Source organism: Flavihumibacter solisilvae, from assembly GCF_000814475.1.
In the GTDB taxonomy this organism is placed as follows: domain Bacteria; phylum Bacteroidota; class Bacteroidia; order Chitinophagales; family Chitinophagaceae; genus Flavihumibacter; species Flavihumibacter solisilvae.
On the sequence record NZ_JSVC01000007.1, the window covers coordinates 60,282 to 78,104 of the forward strand.

18 protein-coding genes are annotated in these 17,823 nt (G+C 47.5%); 7 read left to right on the forward strand and 11 right to left on the reverse strand.

The annotated features are described in order from the left end of the window. Positions 1-9: 9 nt before the first annotated feature. The gene (locus OI18_RS06675; protein WP_039138301.1) at positions 10-1,026 is read right to left on the reverse strand and encodes a PorP/SprF family type IX secretion system membrane protein; all 1,017 of its coding nucleotides are present in this window, start codon (positions 1,024-1,026) and stop codon (positions 10-12) included. Between the two features lie 51 nt (positions 1,027-1,077). Then, on the reverse strand, positions 1,078-1,728 hold the full coding sequence (gene upp, locus OI18_RS06680) for a uracil phosphoribosyltransferase (protein WP_039138478.1): 651 nt from the start codon (positions 1,726-1,728) through the stop codon (positions 1,078-1,080). Between the two features lie 92 nt (positions 1,729-1,820). Between upp and OI18_RS06685 the strand changes: the two genes are divergently transcribed. Beyond that, entirely contained in the window at positions 1,821-2,924 is a 1,104-nt protein-coding gene (locus OI18_RS06685) for an anhydro-N-acetylmuramic acid kinase (RefSeq protein WP_039138302.1), read from the forward strand. A 10-nt stretch (positions 2,925-2,934) separates the two neighbouring features. Here OI18_RS06685 and OI18_RS06690 read toward each other — a convergent pair whose 3' ends face one another. The 5 genes from OI18_RS06690 to ade all read right to left on the reverse strand — a co-directional run bounded on the left by OI18_RS06690 (position 2,935) and on the right by ade (position 7,716). Beyond that, a complete protein-coding gene (locus OI18_RS06690) occupies positions 2,935-3,681 on the reverse strand; it encodes a LytR/AlgR family response regulator transcription factor (RefSeq protein WP_039138305.1) in 747 nt (248 codons plus the stop codon). Continuing rightward, positions 3,659-4,717 (reverse strand): sensor histidine kinase, encoded by a 1,059-nt coding sequence (locus tag OI18_RS06695; RefSeq protein ID WP_052272944.1) that lies wholly within the window; start codon positions 4,715-4,717, stop codon positions 3,659-3,661. Before OI18_RS06695 ends, OI18_RS06690 begins: the two co-directional genes overlap by 23 nt. Further along, complete coding sequence (locus tag OI18_RS06700; RefSeq protein ID WP_052272945.1) at positions 4,690-5,055, reverse strand: DUF4288 domain-containing protein; 366 nt, start codon at positions 5,053-5,055, stop codon at positions 4,690-4,692. The genes OI18_RS06695 and OI18_RS06700 overlap by 28 nt, the downstream gene beginning before the upstream one ends. A 41-nt stretch (positions 5,056-5,096) precedes the next feature. Next, a complete protein-coding gene (locus OI18_RS23685) occupies positions 5,097-5,969 on the reverse strand; it encodes a LiaF transmembrane domain-containing protein (RefSeq protein WP_052272946.1) in 873 nt (290 codons plus the stop codon). A gap of 112 nt (positions 5,970-6,081) precedes the next feature. Beyond that, complete coding sequence (ade, locus tag OI18_RS06710) at positions 6,082-7,716, reverse strand: adenine deaminase (RefSeq protein ID WP_039138307.1); 1,635 nt, start codon at positions 7,714-7,716, stop codon at positions 6,082-6,084. A 151-nt stretch (positions 7,717-7,867) separates the two neighbouring features. Here ade and OI18_RS06715 point away from each other — a divergent pair, with 151 nt between their 5' ends. The 3 genes from OI18_RS06715 to OI18_RS06725 all read left to right on the forward strand — a co-directional run bounded on the left by OI18_RS06715 (position 7,868) and on the right by OI18_RS06725 (position 12,321). After that, on the forward strand, positions 7,868-8,617 hold the full coding sequence (locus OI18_RS06715; RefSeq protein ID WP_039138309.1) for a LolA-like protein: 750 nt from the start codon (positions 7,868-7,870) through the stop codon (positions 8,615-8,617). A gap of 6 nt (positions 8,618-8,623) precedes the next feature. Further along, positions 8,624-9,346, forward strand: coding sequence for a LolA-like protein (locus OI18_RS06720; RefSeq protein WP_039138312.1), 723 nt, complete (start codon positions 8,624-8,626; stop codon positions 9,344-9,346). Positions 9,347-9,912: 566 nt separating this feature from the next. Next, the gene (locus tag OI18_RS06725; protein ID WP_039138314.1) at positions 9,913-12,321 is read left to right on the forward strand and encodes an ABC transporter permease; all 2,409 of its coding nucleotides are present in this window, start codon (positions 9,913-9,915) and stop codon (positions 12,319-12,321) included. Position 12,322: 1 nt separating this feature from the next. On the opposite strand, the gene OI18_RS06730 is transcribed toward OI18_RS06725, so the two are convergent. After that, positions 12,323-12,580 carry a hypothetical protein gene (locus OI18_RS06730; protein ID WP_039138316.1) on the reverse strand — a complete coding sequence of 86 codons (258 nt, stop codon included), beginning with the start codon at positions 12,578-12,580 and terminating at the stop codon, positions 12,323-12,325. A gap of 100 nt (positions 12,581-12,680) precedes the next feature. Here OI18_RS06730 and OI18_RS06735 point away from each other — a divergent pair, with 100 nt between their 5' ends. After that, entirely contained in the window at positions 12,681-14,753 is a 2,073-nt protein-coding gene (locus OI18_RS06735) for a S9 family peptidase (RefSeq protein WP_039138317.1), read from the forward strand. A 6-nt stretch (positions 14,754-14,759) separates the two neighbouring features. On the opposite strand, the gene OI18_RS06740 is transcribed toward OI18_RS06735, so the two are convergent. From OI18_RS06740 to ypfJ, 3 genes are read right to left on the reverse strand one after another with little or no spacing between them, the layout of a single operon-like run. Continuing rightward, positions 14,760-15,188, reverse strand: a complete 429-nt coding sequence (locus OI18_RS06740) for a hypothetical protein (RefSeq protein WP_039138319.1) — start codon at positions 15,186-15,188, stop codon at positions 14,760-14,762. A gap of 6 nt (positions 15,189-15,194) precedes the next feature. Further along, complete coding sequence (locus tag OI18_RS06745; RefSeq protein WP_039138321.1) at positions 15,195-16,187, reverse strand: carboxypeptidase-like regulatory domain-containing protein; 993 nt, start codon at positions 16,185-16,187, stop codon at positions 15,195-15,197. 12 nt (positions 16,188-16,199) lie between these two features. Further along, complete coding sequence (gene ypfJ, locus OI18_RS06750) at positions 16,200-17,039, reverse strand: KPN_02809 family neutral zinc metallopeptidase (protein ID WP_039138322.1); 840 nt, start codon at positions 17,037-17,039, stop codon at positions 16,200-16,202. Between the two features lie 84 nt (positions 17,040-17,123). Between ypfJ and OI18_RS06755 the strand changes: the two genes are divergently transcribed. Continuing rightward, positions 17,124-17,315: a CsbD family protein gene (locus tag OI18_RS06755; RefSeq protein ID WP_039138323.1), complete on the forward strand. Its 192-nt coding sequence runs from the start codon at positions 17,124-17,126 to the stop codon at positions 17,313-17,315. Positions 17,316-17,324: 9 nt separating this feature from the next. Then, positions 17,325-17,597 carry a hypothetical protein gene (locus OI18_RS06760; RefSeq protein ID WP_039138324.1) on the forward strand — a complete coding sequence of 91 codons (273 nt, stop codon included), beginning with the start codon at positions 17,325-17,327 and terminating at the stop codon, positions 17,595-17,597. The last annotated feature ends 226 nt before the right edge of the window (positions 17,598-17,823 follow it).

The following is a 17,823-nucleotide window of genomic DNA, read 5'->3' on the forward strand; positions in this document are numbered from 1 at the left end:
ACCGGCAGGTTAGAATTTCGGGCAGGGCACTTCCTTGCGGCCATCGTCAGGCCGTTTGATATAGATCAGGGAGATCTCAATTCCGCCCCGTTTTTGGGATGCGGTCTTCAGCGAAGAAGTATTTACATCATATGTTGCCCCCAGGCGGAAATCCGCCCATTCGAATCCCAGGTAGGGAATCAAGGCATCATTAAACCGCAGCCAGCTGCCTGCATAAAAGCTGGTTGGCCGGTCAAAATCGTCGTTGAGATTGAACGCTACTGCGCCACCTATTACGGTTTCGTAGGCGCCTGCCTGGCGGCTGTGCTGGCCAGAGAGGTGCAGGGTGGTAGTTTGTCCAACCGGCAGGTATCCCCCGGCATGTATACTTACCCGTGGCTGGATGGTGTAATAGCCATTGGTAAAGTTTTCTTTGGGTTTGATGATATGGTAGGTTGATACGCCCACATAAAAGTTGTCATCACCGTTAGTGGAACCGCTGTACAGCACACCTGCATTGAAATCGAAATAGCTGACATTGATCCTGGTGCCGTCAACTGCTTCACCGCTGGGATTGGTCCATGTACCGTCGAGTGCCAGTTCGTTTTCAAAATTAAGCGCCGATCCATCGAGCCGTTTGCTGGTATAAACTCCCTGGAATCCTACGCCGAGAGTGTGGAATCCATCTTCATCAAGTGCTTTATGGTATGCAGTGGAAAGTGCGAGATAGTTACTGTTCAGGATGCCGTTAGCCGTGCGATCTGTCATGGCCATACCGCCCAGTCCCCAGGTATCCGCTTCATTCAGTTTCCCTTTGAAAATAGGGGCGTCGACAGACAATGTGGATGTTACAAACGCTTTGCTGATTGCCGGCCACTGATCACGATAATTTCCTGCAGCCCTCACTACTCCGTTGAATTTACCTGTATAGGCGGGGTTAAGCGTAAGCGGTGACGCGAAAAACTGGGAAAAATGCGGGTCCTGCGCGAGAGCGGGCCGGATAAGTACAGCCAGCAGCAGCACCAGTATACCACGGTAGATTCTCATAATAGGGAAGAGCAAAATACAATATGTTGGTAAAATACGAAAGCTTTATTTCTACGACTGCTGCTTGGCGCCATAAGCGAGGTCACCCGCATCGCCAAGGCCCGGCACAATATATCCTTTAGCAGTAAGTTCGTCGTCGATCGCCCCGCACCAGATCTTCACATTAGGCTCGTTGCGGTGAACATATTCAATACCCACCGTACATGCAATGGCGCATACGACATGGATTTCCCTTGGACTGCCTTCATCCCTGAGATATTGTATTGTTTTTACCAGCGAGGCTCCTGTTGCTACCATTGGGTCAGAAATGATCACCACCCGGTCGTCAAGGTCGGGGCTGGAAAGATATTCCATACTAATCTCGAATGATCCGTCGGGATTGTGTTTCCGGTAGGCAGAGATGAACGCGTTATCCGCTTTGTCGAAGTAATTGAGAAGCCCCTGGTGAAGGGGTAAGCCAGCCCGGAGTATGGTGGCAAGTACGGGTTGACGTGAAAGTACTTTACAGTTTGATATGCCCATGGGTGTCTGTGTCTCGATCTGCCGGTGATCGAGATTCTTACTGATCTCGTAAGCAGCTACCTCACCAATCCTTTCCAGGTTACGGCGGAACCGCATCCTGTCAGCCTGTTGGTCGATGTTTCGTAATTCGCTCACCCAGTCGCTGAGAAGCGAATAATGCTTGCTTAAATTGACGACCATGGTTTCGTATTTTTCTGCAGTTGCCAATCGTTGTAATTTGCACCGCCTGACAAATCTAGAATTCAGGCTGGTAAATCAAAAACATTTTTTCCATGGTATATAAAGCGATAGGACTAATGAGTGGGAGTTCCCTTGACGGACTCGATATAGCGTATGTTTTTCTACATGAAACAGGGGGGCGCTGGAATATGGAAATCCAGCATACTTACTGTCACCATTATACCGAAGAGTGGGTGGAAAAGCTACGAGGTGCTATTAACCTGTCGGCCCGGGATTATATGCTGCTTCATGCCGATTACGGGCATTATATCGGAAATGCCGTGAATGATTTTATCCAGCGATTCGGCTTGCATCACAAGGTAGATATGATCTCTTCCCACGGTCATACCACATTCCATATGCCTCTTCGCGGAATGACCGGCCAGATAGGTGATGGTGCTGCAATTGCGGCCGAAACAGGTTTGCCCGTTATCAGCGATCTGCGGGCCCTGGATATCGCCTTCGGTGGCCAGGGTGCCCCGATTGTACCCATAGGCGAAAAGCTTTTGCTTGGCGATTATGGTTTTCTGCTGAACCTGGGCGGAATTGCCAACCTGTCGTACCGGAATAACGGTAGTTATTATGCGTTCGATATCTGTCCTGCAAACCGGGTACTGAATATGCTTGTAAAACAGGAAGGCATTGCAATGGATGAAGGCGGAAAACTCGCAGGTTCCGGCCAGCCTGACACTAAGATGCTTGAGCAACTCGACAAACTGGATTATTACGGCCTTCCCTACCCCAAATCGCTAGCCAATGATTTTGGAACTGATGTGGTATACCCCATCCTGGCAGATTCGGGTCTCGCCACTGCCGACGCACTTGCGACTTATTCCGAACATATTGCCAGGCAACTAAAGCTGAATATTGACAATATCGCCGCCCGTGAACACATGAACCTGGAAGGGCAGAAATTGCTGGTAACCGGCGGGGGGGCATTGAATGATCACCTTGTTGGTCGCATCCGGGCAGCAGTGGAAGGGTCGGGTTTAACCGTTGATGTGCCGGACCGTCAACTTGTCGAGTATAAAGAAGCAGTGATCATGGCCCTGATTGGTGTATTACGGTGGCGCGAAGAAAACAATACACTGGCATCTGTGACCGGCGCACGACGGGACAGCATAGGCGGTGCAATGTGGCTGGGTGTTGAAGCCTGAGCCGGATAAATTATTTCAGTGCGACCCGCAGTTTGCTGTAACCGCTTCGGCTCACGGGCAGTTTCTTCCCGGAACGTAACAGTACCAGGTAAGTTTCCTTTTCCAGTTGATGCAGTTGCGTTATTTCTTTTATGTTGACAATATAAGACCGGTGGATCCTGATAAATCCGGAAGCCGGCAATAGTTGTTCGAATGATTGCATTGTCCTGTTCTTGAGGTAGATGCCGTTTGAAGTGGCAATTCTTGCATAGTCATCGGCAGCTTCAATATAATGGATGTCATCAACGAGTACGATACGGATATTGTTATTATCGCGGATCACGATCCTATCGTTTTGCATCGGCGATTGTGCGGCGGTTTCAAGCAGGGCCTTTGTCTTCTCACCCCTTCCGGCATTATCAGCTGAATGCTGCTGTGCGAATTTGTGAATGGCTTTATCAAAACGTTCCTGGCTGAACGGTTTGAGAAGGTAATCAACAGCATGATGCTCAAAGGCGCGGATCGCATATTCATCAAAAGCTGTGGCAAAGATGATCGCCGGCGGATCCTCAACGAGCTCCAGCATTTCAAATCCATTGATCTTGGGCATCTGGATATCAAGGAAAACCAGATCGGGATGGTGTTGCTGGATTGCTTTCAATCCTTCAAACCCGTCGTTGCAGGCCTGGGTCACTTCGAATTGGGGATGTGCTTGCAGGTATTCCCTGATCACCTGGCTGGCGAGTGGTTCATCATCAATTATTATTACCCTGAACATAATGCTGTGGAATATTTATCGTAGTGGTAAAAAGGTTGTTTAATGCCTCTGACCGCAGGAGATCCTGCCGGCCGAAAATCAGGTAGAGCCTGCGTTGTACTGCTGATAGTCCGAAGCCTGTTCCCCTGCGGGCCGGACTCGTTCCCGGATCAAAAGGATTTGTTACTTCGATAGTGAGAAAACCATTCTGGCAGTTAGAATTCAGGCGGATGGTTACCTCACCGATTGTATCATAAAGTCCGAACTTAATCGCGTTCTCTACGATCGGCTGCAGTAACAATGGTGGCAGTGCAGCTTCTGTACAGTTTTCGTTGATATGGATTTCCGTTTGCAGCCGGTGACCAAATCTAAGCTTCTCAATTTCAAGATAACGGTTGATCTGTTCCATTTCTTCAGCCAGTGGTACCAGCTCGCCATCTTTCCGGTTAATAGTAGCACGAAGGAAGGTTGACAACTGTTCAATCATCTTCCTGGCTTCTTTAGGCTGTGAACCGACAAGTGCATTTATTGAGTTGAGGCTGTTGAACAGGAAATGAGGCTGAAGCTGCTGCCTCAATTTGAACAATTCAGCCTCGCGGGCCAGGGCCAGTGTCTCCTGGGCGCGTTCAGCAGCTTCGCCCTGGCGGTTAAGAAGGTTCCAGAGAATATTGAGGACCACCATCATGCCCACCATCAGGATGGCAAATCCTGTGCGGATCCCGAATGTACGGTTCAGCAAAGAGTTGTAAGCAGGATCACCACGGATGATTACGGGCAGCAACAGGTGTGCGGCCAGGGCAAGAAGGAAAGCAAATACAGCAGCAAGCACAAGCGTTATCCAGAATTTACCTGCCGGTGGCTGGTAATAGCGGAATGTATGCATAATGGCAGAGTTTCCGAGAATCAGAAGACCTGCATTGAACAATGAATCCGTAAGGCTGGTAATGAAGGGAAATCCCATCTGCAGCAGCGTGAAAAAATTCAATTGCAGCAACAGGTAAATAAATATGCCCGTAATCAGCTTTAGCGTCAGCTGTGAGTAGGGGATGGTTGGCATTGCAGTTTATTTTGCAGCAGGTTGCGTGCCCTGGTATGGAGCATATTCCTGTAACTCTGTGGGTTGTCAATTTCGGTTATCCGGCTGTACACTTCCGCACCATCAATTATCTGGTGAAGCAGCAGTAATTCCGGAACCTCGACAAACTTCCATTGAACGAGCTGTTGCTGACTGTTGGGAAAGGTAACAGCTTCCTGCTGGCCAATCCGGTATGCTTTTTCATATGCGCTCTTCAGGTCAGTTGCTGAGACAAGCCTGAGCTGTTCATCGAACTGCGGACAATGATCCCCGTCGCCGCAGATGATCTCGTAAACGATCTTTGCAATATACCAGTTCATAAAGAGATGATTAGTGATGAGTGGATAAATATGGCCGGATGTCAATGACTCTCGATTTCAATTCCCCCAAATACTGCATTGCCTTCAATATGGAGGATCTTGTCGGAGTAAATTGCGTGACGTGGGCGTTTGTCTTCTATTCCGCCGAGCACTGCATTGGTTTCAAGTTTCAGTTGCCAGTGTGCCGGAACGACGAGCCGGATGCTTCCGAAAACAGAATTAAGCTCAAGTCTTGCCGGTTGCTGGATGTCGGCCTGTAGGAGGTTGATCTCCGCACTTGCAAAGACGGCTGATACTTCCCCGCCGCGAAACTCCTTTGTGATCACGACCTTGCGGACGTTGCCGAATACGACACTTTCGTCGATGGTCTCACGGTCGGTAATGGTCGATCCGTCCATTCCACCTGAAGCAGTGAATCCCGTTTCACCTTCACTTCCGGTGTCCATACCTGTCCGAGAGCTCGTCCGCCTGTTTTTTGAGCGCGTGGTCCTGATCATGATAAGCAATCCGACTATAATAAGAGCGGCAGGTATCAGGTAAGGTTCAATGGCCTGGTTCGGAAAATATTCCCTTACCAGGAAGATCACGCCAACTGCAGTCGGAACCAGCCAGAACATATGCCTGAAGCCATTGCTGATGCCGGAAAAGACTCCTACAGCGATCAGGAGCATCTGCCATGTAAAGACGTATTCAGGAATGGGAGCACCTGCCTGCCGGGCGATTAGTAAACCACCAACTGTGCAAAGCATAAGGCCGAAGAAGAGACCGTTGTGCTTTTCATTGCCACGCGCACAGTGGCGGAACCTCTCCCTGCGCATGCGCCGGTATTGGCGGTAGTCCCGTGGATCCATCGGATCTGCGGCACCTTGCGAATTCTGCATGTTCTGTGAATTCTGTGTATCCTGGGCTTCCATTGTAATAATTTTTACCAAAGCTACAGGCAGACTGATCGCCAGTCAAGTAGCAATAGGCCGGAAAGGGAGCTTTGTCGGTGAATGGGGGGAGCAGGGCGGTGAATGACGAAGGTCATTGTTCAAACCCAAATGTCGCCCCGTTGAACAGCCCTTTATCGCTGAGCTTAAGTTCCGGAATAACCAGGAGTGCCATAAATGAAAGTGTCATGAACGGTGCCGCCAGCGTTGATCCCAGGTCCTTTGCCATACTATCGATCTCCGTATAGGCTTTTGCCACTTCATAGCCATCATCATTGCTCATCAGTCCTGCTACGGGAAGGGAAAGAACGGCTTCTTTATCGGGACAGACACAACTGATGCCGCCTTTTTCCCGGATTACCAGGTTAACGGCTGCACAGAGGCTTATGTCGTCGACGCCTACAGCGATTATATTATGGGAGTCGTGAGCAACCGAAGAAGCGATTGCGCCCTTTTTCAGTCCGAAATTCTTTACGAATCCAAGTGCAACGGGAGCCTGCCCGTAACGGTTAACCACGCAGATCTTCAACAGGTCCATTTTGGGATTACTGAGATAGAACCCGTTTTCAACGTTCAGGTCATTGGAAGTGATCGGGATCCTGTTCGTGATAAGCTGCCCGTTCAATGCTTCTATGGCGGGCTGCGGTTCCCGGGTGGCGGGCATTCGGAAAGCATCGGCATTCAAAGGTTCCCGGCTGAACCGGTTTACTGTGGACGTATCCTGGTGGGGGATGAGTGATTGTCCATTGCGCGCAACCAGCTGGCCATTCACCCAGGTTTCGAGTACGTCAAAATGCTCCAGTTCCTCCATCAGGATGAAGTCGGCAGGATCACCCTCACGAAGCAGACCAACATTCATCCGGTAATGCAGAACGGGATTGATACAGGCTGCTCTCAGTATGTTGAACAAATCAATCTCCTTTTCAATGGCCCGTGCACACAGTTGATCAATATGACCAGCCACAAGGCTGTCGGGATGTTTGTCGTCGGTACAAAACATAATTTGCTCAGGGTACTTTTCCAGCAGCCCGATCAGGGCATCAAAGTTCTTTGCGGCACTTCCTTCCCTTATCAGGATCTTCATGCCGTGTTGAAGTTTGTCAAGCGCTTCACCCGGGGTAAAGCATTCGTGATCCGTGCTGATACCCGCAGCGATATAGCGATGCGCATCCTCGCCCCTTAACCCTGGCGCATGTCCGTCGACAGGCTTATCCAGGGTTTTTGCCGCAGCTATCTTCTCCATCACTTCTGTGTCACCGTTCAGTACACCCGGAAAATTCATCATCTCGCTAAGGTAATAGATGTCGTCACGTTCCAAAAGCCTCCTGACAGCGGCAGCGTCCAGTTCAGCTCCCGCCGTTTCAAATTTTGTTGCCGGAACACAGCTCGGAGCACCAAAATGAAATTTAAAAGGGACCGTCCTTCCATTCGCAATCATAAACTCGATTCCTTCTTCGCCGCAGACGTTAGCGATCTCATGCGGATCGCTGACGGTGGCGACGGTGCCATGCACTACAGCCAACCGGGCAAAGGAAGATGGTACGAGCATCGAACTTTCAATGTGAACATGGGCATCGACAAAACCCGGCGTGATATAAGGAGCCGCTGTATTTATGCCATCAGAAAGCATCCGGATGCGGGTAATCCGTCCTTCAGCCAGGTGCAATTCTCCGAAATAAATATTCCTTGCCAGGATGTCGACAATATTGCCCTGGATGATTTCAGGCATATGGTGCTGTTTATCAATGCAATTTACCCAACTACCCGAAAAAGTGAAAAAAAGCGATGCTATTATGCAATCATTTGGTTGAACGGCTGGCAAACACCCGTATTTCATTATAAATTTGAGCATAACAATCAACCCCACTAAACAATTTTTTATGCCAAAATGGATGACAGCGATAATTGCCTGTTACCTTACACTGAATCTTTTTGCAGCACAGGCCCAGAGTGTTGATGATGTCGTTTCAAAATATGAGGATGCGCTCGGGGGACGTGAAAAACTCAATAATATCCAGTCTGTTTATATGGAAGGAGTGTCGGTCGCACAGAACGGCAACGAGATCACTTCGAAAATGACGAAAGTGAACAAAAAGCTGATGCGCACGGAGATAAATTTCGGGATGGGCAGTTTCGCGATGCTGGTTACCGATAAAGCGGGGTGGATGAAAAATCCGCGGAATGGCGGAAACTTTGAACCAATGGGAGCAGAACGTGTAACTGCACTGCAGCCGGAGCTCGATTGTGCAGGACCACTGGTGAACTATGCGGCGAAAGGTCATATTGCCGAGCTCCTTGGCAAGGAAAATGTGGATGGGACGGAGTTGTTTAAGATCCGGCTTACACTGAATACCGGTAGTGTAATCACTTACTATATTGATCCGGCAACCTACTATGTCAGACGTGAAGTCCGAAAGGGGGGAGGCATGGGCAGAAGAGGCGGACAGGGTGGCCAGGGCGGTAATAATGCCGAAGCGGAGGTTGTGACTGAATTTGCGGACTATCAGAAAACCACAGATGGATTTGTATTCCCGTTTTCCGTAAAGCGCTCAGGCATGGGCGGTAGTACCACCTATGAAAAGATAGAAGTCAACCATCCTGTTGATCCTTCCTTATTTGAACCCAAATAACAACATATGCTGAGAAAGAAAATAATGCTGGCTATTGCCTCATTCCTGGTTACAATTACCGTAAGCGCCCAATCGGCGGATGAGGTGATAGACAAATACTTTGCAGCGATCGGCGGAAAGGAGAACTGGAAAAAAGTAACGTCACTCATAAGCGAGGGCACAATGTTGGTGCAGGGGGCCGATGTTACCCTTGTGTCGACGACCGTGCATAATGTCGGTGTCCGGCAGGATATTTCCGTAATGGGTATGACAGGCTTCCAGATCATTACACCCACCGCAGGGTGGGCGTACTTACCATTCCACGGACAAACATCGGTTCAGCAACTACCTGAAGATGCGGTTAAGCAAAGTGTTGACCAGTGTGACCTTCAGGGTGCGTTGATGGATTATAAATCTAAGGGGCATAAAGTCGAATATGCGGGTAAGGATGAAGTTGACGGGAAGGCAATGCTTAAGCTGAATATCACCCATAAAAGCGGCAAGCAGGAGACGTACTTTATCGATTCGGAAAACTGGTACCTGGTAAAGGTGCTGTCGAAGCAGGTTGTAAATGGCCTCGAATCTGAATCCGTTGTCTTCTTCAGCAACTACCAGAAACTGCCTGAAGGCATTGTGATTCCGATGGCAATTAACCTTCCGGTTGCTCCGGGCATGAGTGCTGACCTGGTAGTAAAGAAAGTGGAAGTGAACAAGCCGGTTGCAGATTCTACTTTTAAGCCGTCTTTATAAAAACAAAGTCTCCCTGAAAGGAGACTATTGTTTGAACGTGAAAAACCAAATCTGACTTAAAACTGGTGCCTGTAAAAAAACTGGGTTTAGGGGTTTCCAGTATTATATTCTGACTCAAAGATGCAGTGGCAGATCATAGAGTTAAAAACTGTTCGATAAGATGACCTGATTTCCCGATGGATGGGAAATTTTTGCTGACGAACTGAGGAGTGGCACTCCACAAATAGTGGTATAAAATCACCGTTGATCATAGTTGTACCGCTTTGGAGTTAAATGGTACAACGTTTGTACCTGTAATTACCTAAAACTGAGGGTATGGATCAAAAACAACACACACAGGCATCGTATTATTGGAAATGCATCATGTTTAGAACCAATTAATTTCACCCGGACGGTAAATAAAGGGGGCCGGCAGATTATCTGCCGGTCTTTTTTTGTCCAGATATGGACGGAAGGTGTATCGAAACCGCACAACGTATCTTTCGGTTGTAGGTCACTGTTTGCTGATTATCAACGGTTTGAAAAAATAGTATCCTTCTTGCTGGATTCCTTGTTAATCTGGTAGCATGTTACGTAATTACTTCAAAATTGCCTGGCGCAACCTGGCGAACCATCGCTTTTATTCACTGGTAAATATTTTTGGCCTCTCTTCAGGTATTGCCTTTACCCTCCTTATCGCTGCCTTCGTTTGGAGTGAGCTGCAGGTCAATAAGCGGCTTAAAAATGCAGGGGATCAATACATCATTCAAAGCAAGTGGAAAGATCCCAACCAGGGGCTGGAACTGACAACATTCGGACCGCTTGCGAAAGAGCTGAAGGAACAATATCCGAACCTGGTAGCGGAATATTGCAGGTGGGATGGCATTACTTCCGTTGTGAGTCATGGTGAAAAAAGCTTTCGGGAAGGGATACAGATCGTGGACAGTACCATGTTAACAATGTATGGTTTTGAATTGCTGCAGGGAAACATTCAAACGGCGCTAAATGCTCCCTTCACTGCGGTGATTACGGAGGACAGGGCAAAAAGGTATTTCGGGCGGACAGATGTTGCTGGTGAAACATTGACAATTGAAAGTTTTTCGGGAACTAGGCATGATTTCCTTGTCACCGGCGTAATGAAGAAACCATACCGGAATTCTGTTACGTGGCTTACGGATGAAAATGACAACCAGGTATATGTAAGTACGAGCAACCTGGATTATTTCAGCAGGAACATGAATTGGGGTAATGCATATATCGTAGGTTACCTTCAATTACAGCCGGGTGTAACAGCCAGGCAAATGGAAGGACCCATGCTATCCATTATACGGCAACAGGCACCACAGGCAATTGAAATGGGAATGAAACCTTTTGTCGTGCCATTAAAGGAATATTATCTTGGCGCCGACAATGGGTTAATCCGGAAAATGCTCCTGGTTCTTTCAGGGATAGCTTTTTTTATCCTGTTAATGGCCATAGTGAATTTTATTAACCTTGCAGTCAGTCGTTCAGCAGGAAGAATGAAAGAAGTGGGAATGCGAAAGGTGTTGGGAGGGATGAAAAAACAGCTGGTTATCCAGTTCCTGGTTGAGTCGACATTAATTGTTTGTTTAGCGATGGTGATTGCAATGGTTCTGTACGTTGTTGCCGCCGATTTTTTTGCCCAGGTGCTGGGAAAGCCTTTGCCCCACCTGCATGACTTTCCGTTATATTTTATTTTATATCCCTTGGTGCTGGCCTTATTACTGGGCATCGCAGCAGGCATTTACCCCGCATTTATATTATCCGCTCTTCGCTCGGTGGAAACACTGAAAGGGAAGTTGTCGTCAGTAAAAGATAATATCCTGTTGAGAAAGACCCTGGTTGTTTTCCAGTTCAGCATTGCTACGGTGGTGCTTGTCAGTTCCCTGGTTATAACAAACCAGGTCGCACTTTTCTTCAGGAAGGACCTCGGGTATAACAAGGATTTTATCATTACAGCCCAACTGCCACGCAGCTGGAATAAATCCGGGATTAATAAGGTGGAAAACATTCGCCGGCAATTTACGCGGTTACCGGAGGTAAGGGAGGCCACTGTTTCATTTGAAATTACGAATGGACAAAGTTCCGGTTCTGTTGCTATTTACAGGTCAGGTGCCGATTCCACTTCTGCAGTATCGAGCCAGTTGCTGATGTCAGATGAATATTTTGCCGGAACATATGGAATTCCGATGCTCGCAGGTGAGTTCTTCAGTCGTCCTGGTTATTTCACTGATTCATCCCGGATTGTGATCAATGAATCACAGGCAAGGGCGCTGGGCTGGAAACGTGCAGAAGACGCACTGGGCGGCCAGGTTATGTTTGTTGGTGGAGGAGGATTTCCTTCGACCATTGCCGGGGTTACAAAAGACTTCCATTTTGGCTCACTGCATAAGGTCATTCCTCCGGTAACTTTTGTCCACGTTGGTGTCACAAATACTTATCGTATGCTTTCTGTGAAGATGAAAGCGGGAAATACAGGTGAGGCCATCAGCGCACTGGAGAAAAAATGGTCAGCCTTGTTGCCCGGTGTTCCCTTCGAATACAAATTTCTTGATGAATCCATTCGCATGATGTACCGGACAGAACTACAGTTGAAAAAGGCTGCCTATACTGCCACGATCCTGGCGATAATAATTGTGTTGCTTGGGGTATTAGGACTGGTATCACTCAACATCCAGAAGCGTACCCGTGAAATCGGTATCAGGAAAGTGCTCGGTGCTTCCGTAGAATCCATCATCCTGCTGTTTATAAGGGAGTTTGTACCGGTAATGTTAATCGCCGCGGCTATTGCCTGCCCGTCAGCTTATATGCTTATGGACAAATGGCTGGATGATTTTGTATATCGCATAAATATAGACGTTACCCCATTTGTTTTGTCGGTCGCTATGTTGTGTGCCCTGACCGCCATACTTATCCTGTTTCAAACATTCAAAGCTGCAATCACAAGCCCGGCGAGGAGTCTGAAAACTGAATAATTCAGCAGGCGTTCAGATCCCACCCATGATGTTCGAGGGCGGCTTTAAGTTCAAGGATGAATTGTTCTCTTGAACTGCTTGCCGGATCGGCTGGTGTATGAAGGGAGTGTGCCCAGATCGTTCTGCTGCTGAAATAACGGACAAAAAGTTCGGATGGTGACGAAATGATCACGCCACCGGGGATGTCACCTTCAATAATGATGTTGACTTCCTGGCCCATGTGATTGAAGCTAATCTCTTCGTGTTTGCGATCGTTCATGCGGCTGATTTAATCTCTTTAAAGGTAGTAACGCTCAGCCATTTTTTATTGGTTAACTTCTTGTCAAATGCATTAAATTTCTAAATACAATTCAGCTGTTATGAAATATTTCCTGTCTGTCATGCTTCTTGTCTGTGGCGTGCAGCTCTTTGCACAGAAGAATGCTTCCATTTCTTTTGAACAGTGGATAAGCCTTAAAGGAGTAGGTTCCCCGCAGATTTCTCCTGATGGTAAAACGATCATATATACTGTAGGTACGACTGACTGGGCAAACAACAGCTATGATTCAGAGATCTGGATGGTCAGGAATGGTGAACCGGCAGTTCAGCTAACGCGGACGGCAAAGGGTAGCAGTATGGCCGCACGATTTACCCCTGATAACAGGTTTGTAAGTTTTCTTGCAGACCGGGGAGATAAGACGCAGTTGTATATTATCCCTGTCAATGGGGGAGAGGCTTTCCAGGTTACCAAAGATGACGAAGGCATCGGCAGTTATGAGTGGAATAATGATGGCACACAGGTAGTCTATACCAGGCAGGAACTGGAAAGTAAACTTGAAAAAACTACTAAAGAAAGGTTTGGGGCTTTTTCAGTCGATGGAGAAGAGTACAGGCTATCCCATCTTTGGATCCTCAATTTCAACCTTGACTCTGTGTTGCTTGCGGGGCAACTTCCCTGTTACCCGAAACCTGATTCAGCTGCGAAAGACAGTTCGAAGGCCAGGTTGTATGAATGTTATAAACTCCCTGTGGCAAAGAAACTAACCGAAGGAAATTTCACGGTGAATGGATTTGCCTGGAGCCCGGATGGAAAGAAAATTCTTTTCAATAGCCAGCGAAACCCTATGATCCTGTCCGGTTCTTCATCTGACATTGTAGTGATTGATGTGAAGACAAAAAAAACCGACACGCTTGTAAAGAACCCGACAGGTGATTTTTTTGGTCGCTGGAATACGGATGGAACTGCCTTTACGTATAGCAGTGCAGTGAATGATTCAGTGAGCAATTATTATAAAAACAACAGGTTATTTATTTATGAACTGTCTACGCGCAGCAGTCGGGAGATCGCAACTGATATTGATGAGAACAAATACGTTGCCGACTGGAACCGTCAGGGCTTGTTTGTGACAGCGCTTGAAAAAACGAAACAGAAATTATATTCCGTTGACCCGAAGACCGGCAGAGTGAAAATAGTCAACATGCCGTATGATCTTATCGGATCGGTTGCTTTTAGCCGCAATACGGACCGGGTAGTTGTTTCGGCCCGCAACTATTCCGGGCTTAATGAGATCTACGAGGGAACGATGAACCAGCCGCTGAAGAAAGTAACAAATAACAGTGCCCAGATTGCGGGCTGGAATACACCGCTTAATGAAGTGATTGAATGGAAAAGTTCCGATGGCTCATCAATAGAAGGTGTGTTGTCGAAACCAAAAAATTTCACCGCGGGAAAGAGATACCCCTTGCTGGTTGTGATACATGGTGGTCCGACCGGCATCGATATTCCTGATCCGGCTACCGGTTATGTTTACCCCCTGATTCAATGGGTTGAAAAGGGCGCATTGGTGCTCCGCGTAAATTACAGGGGCAGCGCTGGTTACGGGGAAAAGTTCAGGTCACTGAATGTCCGCAATCTTGGTGTCGGTGATATGTGGGACGTTGTCAGCGGCGTAGAATACCTTGATAAACAAGGCATGATAGATACTGCAAGAATGGGCGTGATGGGTTGGAGCCAGGGCGGATATATTTCTGCATTCCTTGCGACAAATACCACTATGTTCAAGGCTATTTCGGTAGGAGCAGGCATAAGCAATTGGGTGACTTATTACGTAAACACTGACATCACGCCATTTACGCGTCAATACCTGCAGGCCACGCCCTGGAATGATATGGAGATTTACCTGAAGACCTCACCGATGACAAATATCAATAAAGCCTCCACACCCACATTGATCCAGCACGGTGAATTTGATAAGCGTGTTCCGATCCCGAATGCATATGAATTGTACAGGGGGCTGCAGGACCGGAACGTTCCGAGTAAGCTGATTGTTTATAAAGGTTTTGGTCACGGCATCAATAAGCCGAAAGAAAGGCTGGCGGCTATCTGGCACAATTGGCAGTGGTTTAACAAGTATGTATTTAATGACAAGGATGAGAGCATGCCATTGGAGTAGGATGACTCATCCCTTATTGAAGAAGATTCCGGCAAGTACGAGGATCAGGCCCTGTACAAAGGGAAGAGGAAATGAATTCCGGTTCAGGTGATCATGGAACAGGACATCGTTCCGCTCCACAATAGGGAAACTCACGATCAGTGCCAGGATCAGTAACAGGTAGAAAACAGATGAGAAAAGGATCAGGCGATAGAAGAACACATCGATCAGTTTAGACTGGAATTTTCTTTGGTGCTGAATGGTGTAAACGAAGGCCGAAGCCATTAAAGTAAGCACAGGGCTGAGATAGCTGATGAGCCACTGCCATGCTGAAGTGCGATCTACATTGTTCCTGCTGAAAAGCATCAATACAAAGATCAGTAATACAATACCCGATGCAACAAACCACAACATACTGATCTTTTTTTGCCCGTCGTATTTGCTGATGGTCTGCATACTATATTATTTGATGACAGTACTGATTTTTGATCTTTCGAAATGTTCTTTCCCGTTTATTGATCCTGGTTGAAGAAAGGCCGCCTCACTACCGGCTTCTTTCCTGTATTGGTATACCAGCAATGTTATGCGATGCCCGGCAGTAAACGGAATGTTGCGGATTGCCATTGGTAAGGAAAGGTATCCGCCACTGAACCACTGCCTGGCCTGTTCAGCACTGATACGCTGGCCGGAAGTCTGCAGGTCAGCAGGCGTTACAAGGAAGACAAGCACCCGGTAATACCCGATTGGTGCAGAAAATAATGCCTTGATATAATTCCATGGGCTGTTCAATTCGCTGTTGACCTGGGCGCTCCAGCGGTTAGCATTGGAGAGCGAATAGCCCTGGTCGTCAGTTTGTTCCATCCTTGTGACCAACGCGAAACCCTCATTTACATGGTAGTAACGCTTTTCATCATACCCGAAAGTGGAGAGCCCCTGGCTCAGCAGCCGGTCAGCCCCGCCAAGGTTTTGGGACCGGGCAAAATATGCCAATGGCAGGTCATATGAAGCTGATGGTGACGGAAAGGGTATCGGAAAAACATCGATAGCTTTTTCTTTTGTAACAATTTGGTTTTTATCTGTTACCGCCCATCGGCTGATCACCTGTAATCCTTCATGGGAGATATAGTTTTCTTTAGCCTTTAAACTGACGGATTTGAAGCCGCCTGCTGTAATGATCACTGTTTCGTTTGAATCGGCCGGAAGGCTGAACCGGCCATTTTCGTCAGTAATCGTTGCGATCTTTTTTTCCTTCAGATACACAGAAATGTTCCGTAACGGAATGCCATTATCGTCACTGACTGATCCGTCAATGCGTTTTTTAGAAGCTGGTAAGGTGTCAGTGAAAATAACACGGGAAATCGACGTGGAATCCTGTGAATAGCTCTTAAGGGTACAGCAAAAAAGGAACGCTACAGTAACTGAAAGAAATGAAACTGCATTGTCGCATTTATGCATAGTGGCAGGCTTTTACCGTAAGCTCGGGTCGTTAAAGGTATCGCCCTGTTTGAGGTCGCCGGTCTGATATCCTTTAGTGAACCAGTATTTTCTTTGCTCGGATGTACCGTGGGTAAATGATTCAGGGACGGAATAGCCCTGTGCTTCTTTCTGCAGACGATCATCTCCTATAGCTTCTGCCGCATTGAGGGCTTCCTCAATATCGTCGGGGTCCAGAAGTTTCTTATTACCCGTATAGTGGGCCCACATACCCGCCAGGAAATCTGCCTGCAGTTCCAGCATCACAGATAGCCTGTTATAGTCTTCCTGGTTTACGCGCTGGCGCATCTCAGCCATTTTCTGGGTGGTGCCCATGAGTGTCTGGATATGGTGGCCAACTTCATGAGCCACAACATAAGCCATGGCAAAATCACCAGGTGCTCCGAAGCGGTCCCTCAACTCATTGTAAAATGAAAGATCTATGTATAATTTCTGATCACCGGGGCAATAGAAAGGGCCGGTTGCAGAGCTCGCAGAACCACAGCCCGACTGTGTTCCACCACTGAAAAAAACTAGTGTCGGTTCCTGGTAGTCAGCGCCGAGCTTCGAGAAATAGTCATTCCAGACATCTTCCGTTTCCGCAAGCACGACACGAACGAACTTTGCAAGAGTATCTTCTGCCGCCTTTTCTTCCTGCGTCATTGGAGTACTTTGTCCCTGGGGTATGGGGAGTTGTGAGGTGTCGCCACCGCCAAGAAAAAAATTGAGCAACAGAACGATTACGCCAACGATCCCTCCCCCAACAGCGATTGGTCCGCCCATTCCGCGTCTGTCTTCAACATTCCCGCTTTCCCTTCTTCCTGTCCACCGCATATGATTGTTTTTATTAAAGTTATGGCATGCTTTTTTTACCCCTGCACTGTGCAGAGATATTTTTTTAATTAAAAATTATATACCATGGAATCCTGGAAACAAAAACTCGAAGGCAACTGGAATGTGCTTAAAGGGAAAGTAAAGCAGCAATATGCACAGATGACAGATGATGACCTGGTTTATCAGAAGGGAAAGGAAGATGAACTCGTTGGCCGCATTCAGAAAGCCGCAGGAAAATCAAAGGAAGAGATCATCAAGTGGATTGATAACCTTTAAAACTTTTTTATGGTAAATAAAAAAGATCCTGGTAAAGACAGGAAGAAATCAGAAGAAGAAAAAGATCCGCTGGAACAGATTAACTATCCACCCGAAGAGGATATCATGAATCCTGCTTCGGGTGCGACCAGGGTTCCCCCGGAAACTGGTAATCCTGACCGTGTAAATCCCGGGGATTCCCTTGATGTTCCCGGGAGCGAACTGGATGATAATATGGAAGATATCGGGGAAGAGGATGAGGAAAACAACTACTACAGTCTCGGTGGCGATAAAGATGACTGAACCCCTTCGCTGCCTGAGGATTTTATTCTGCGGGAAAAAAAATACCCACTTTCGGGTATCCTGGACCGCCGGTAAATTGAAAATTAACATCTTGAGGGTGACACTCGTGGTGTAATTTTGAATGACAATCCCGATGCCTTTATCAAAGCCGTGGCCATGCACCGGTTTTGGGAAACAGAAAGAAGAATCGTACCGGCATAACAATATTGTTTCATTTTTTAATGAT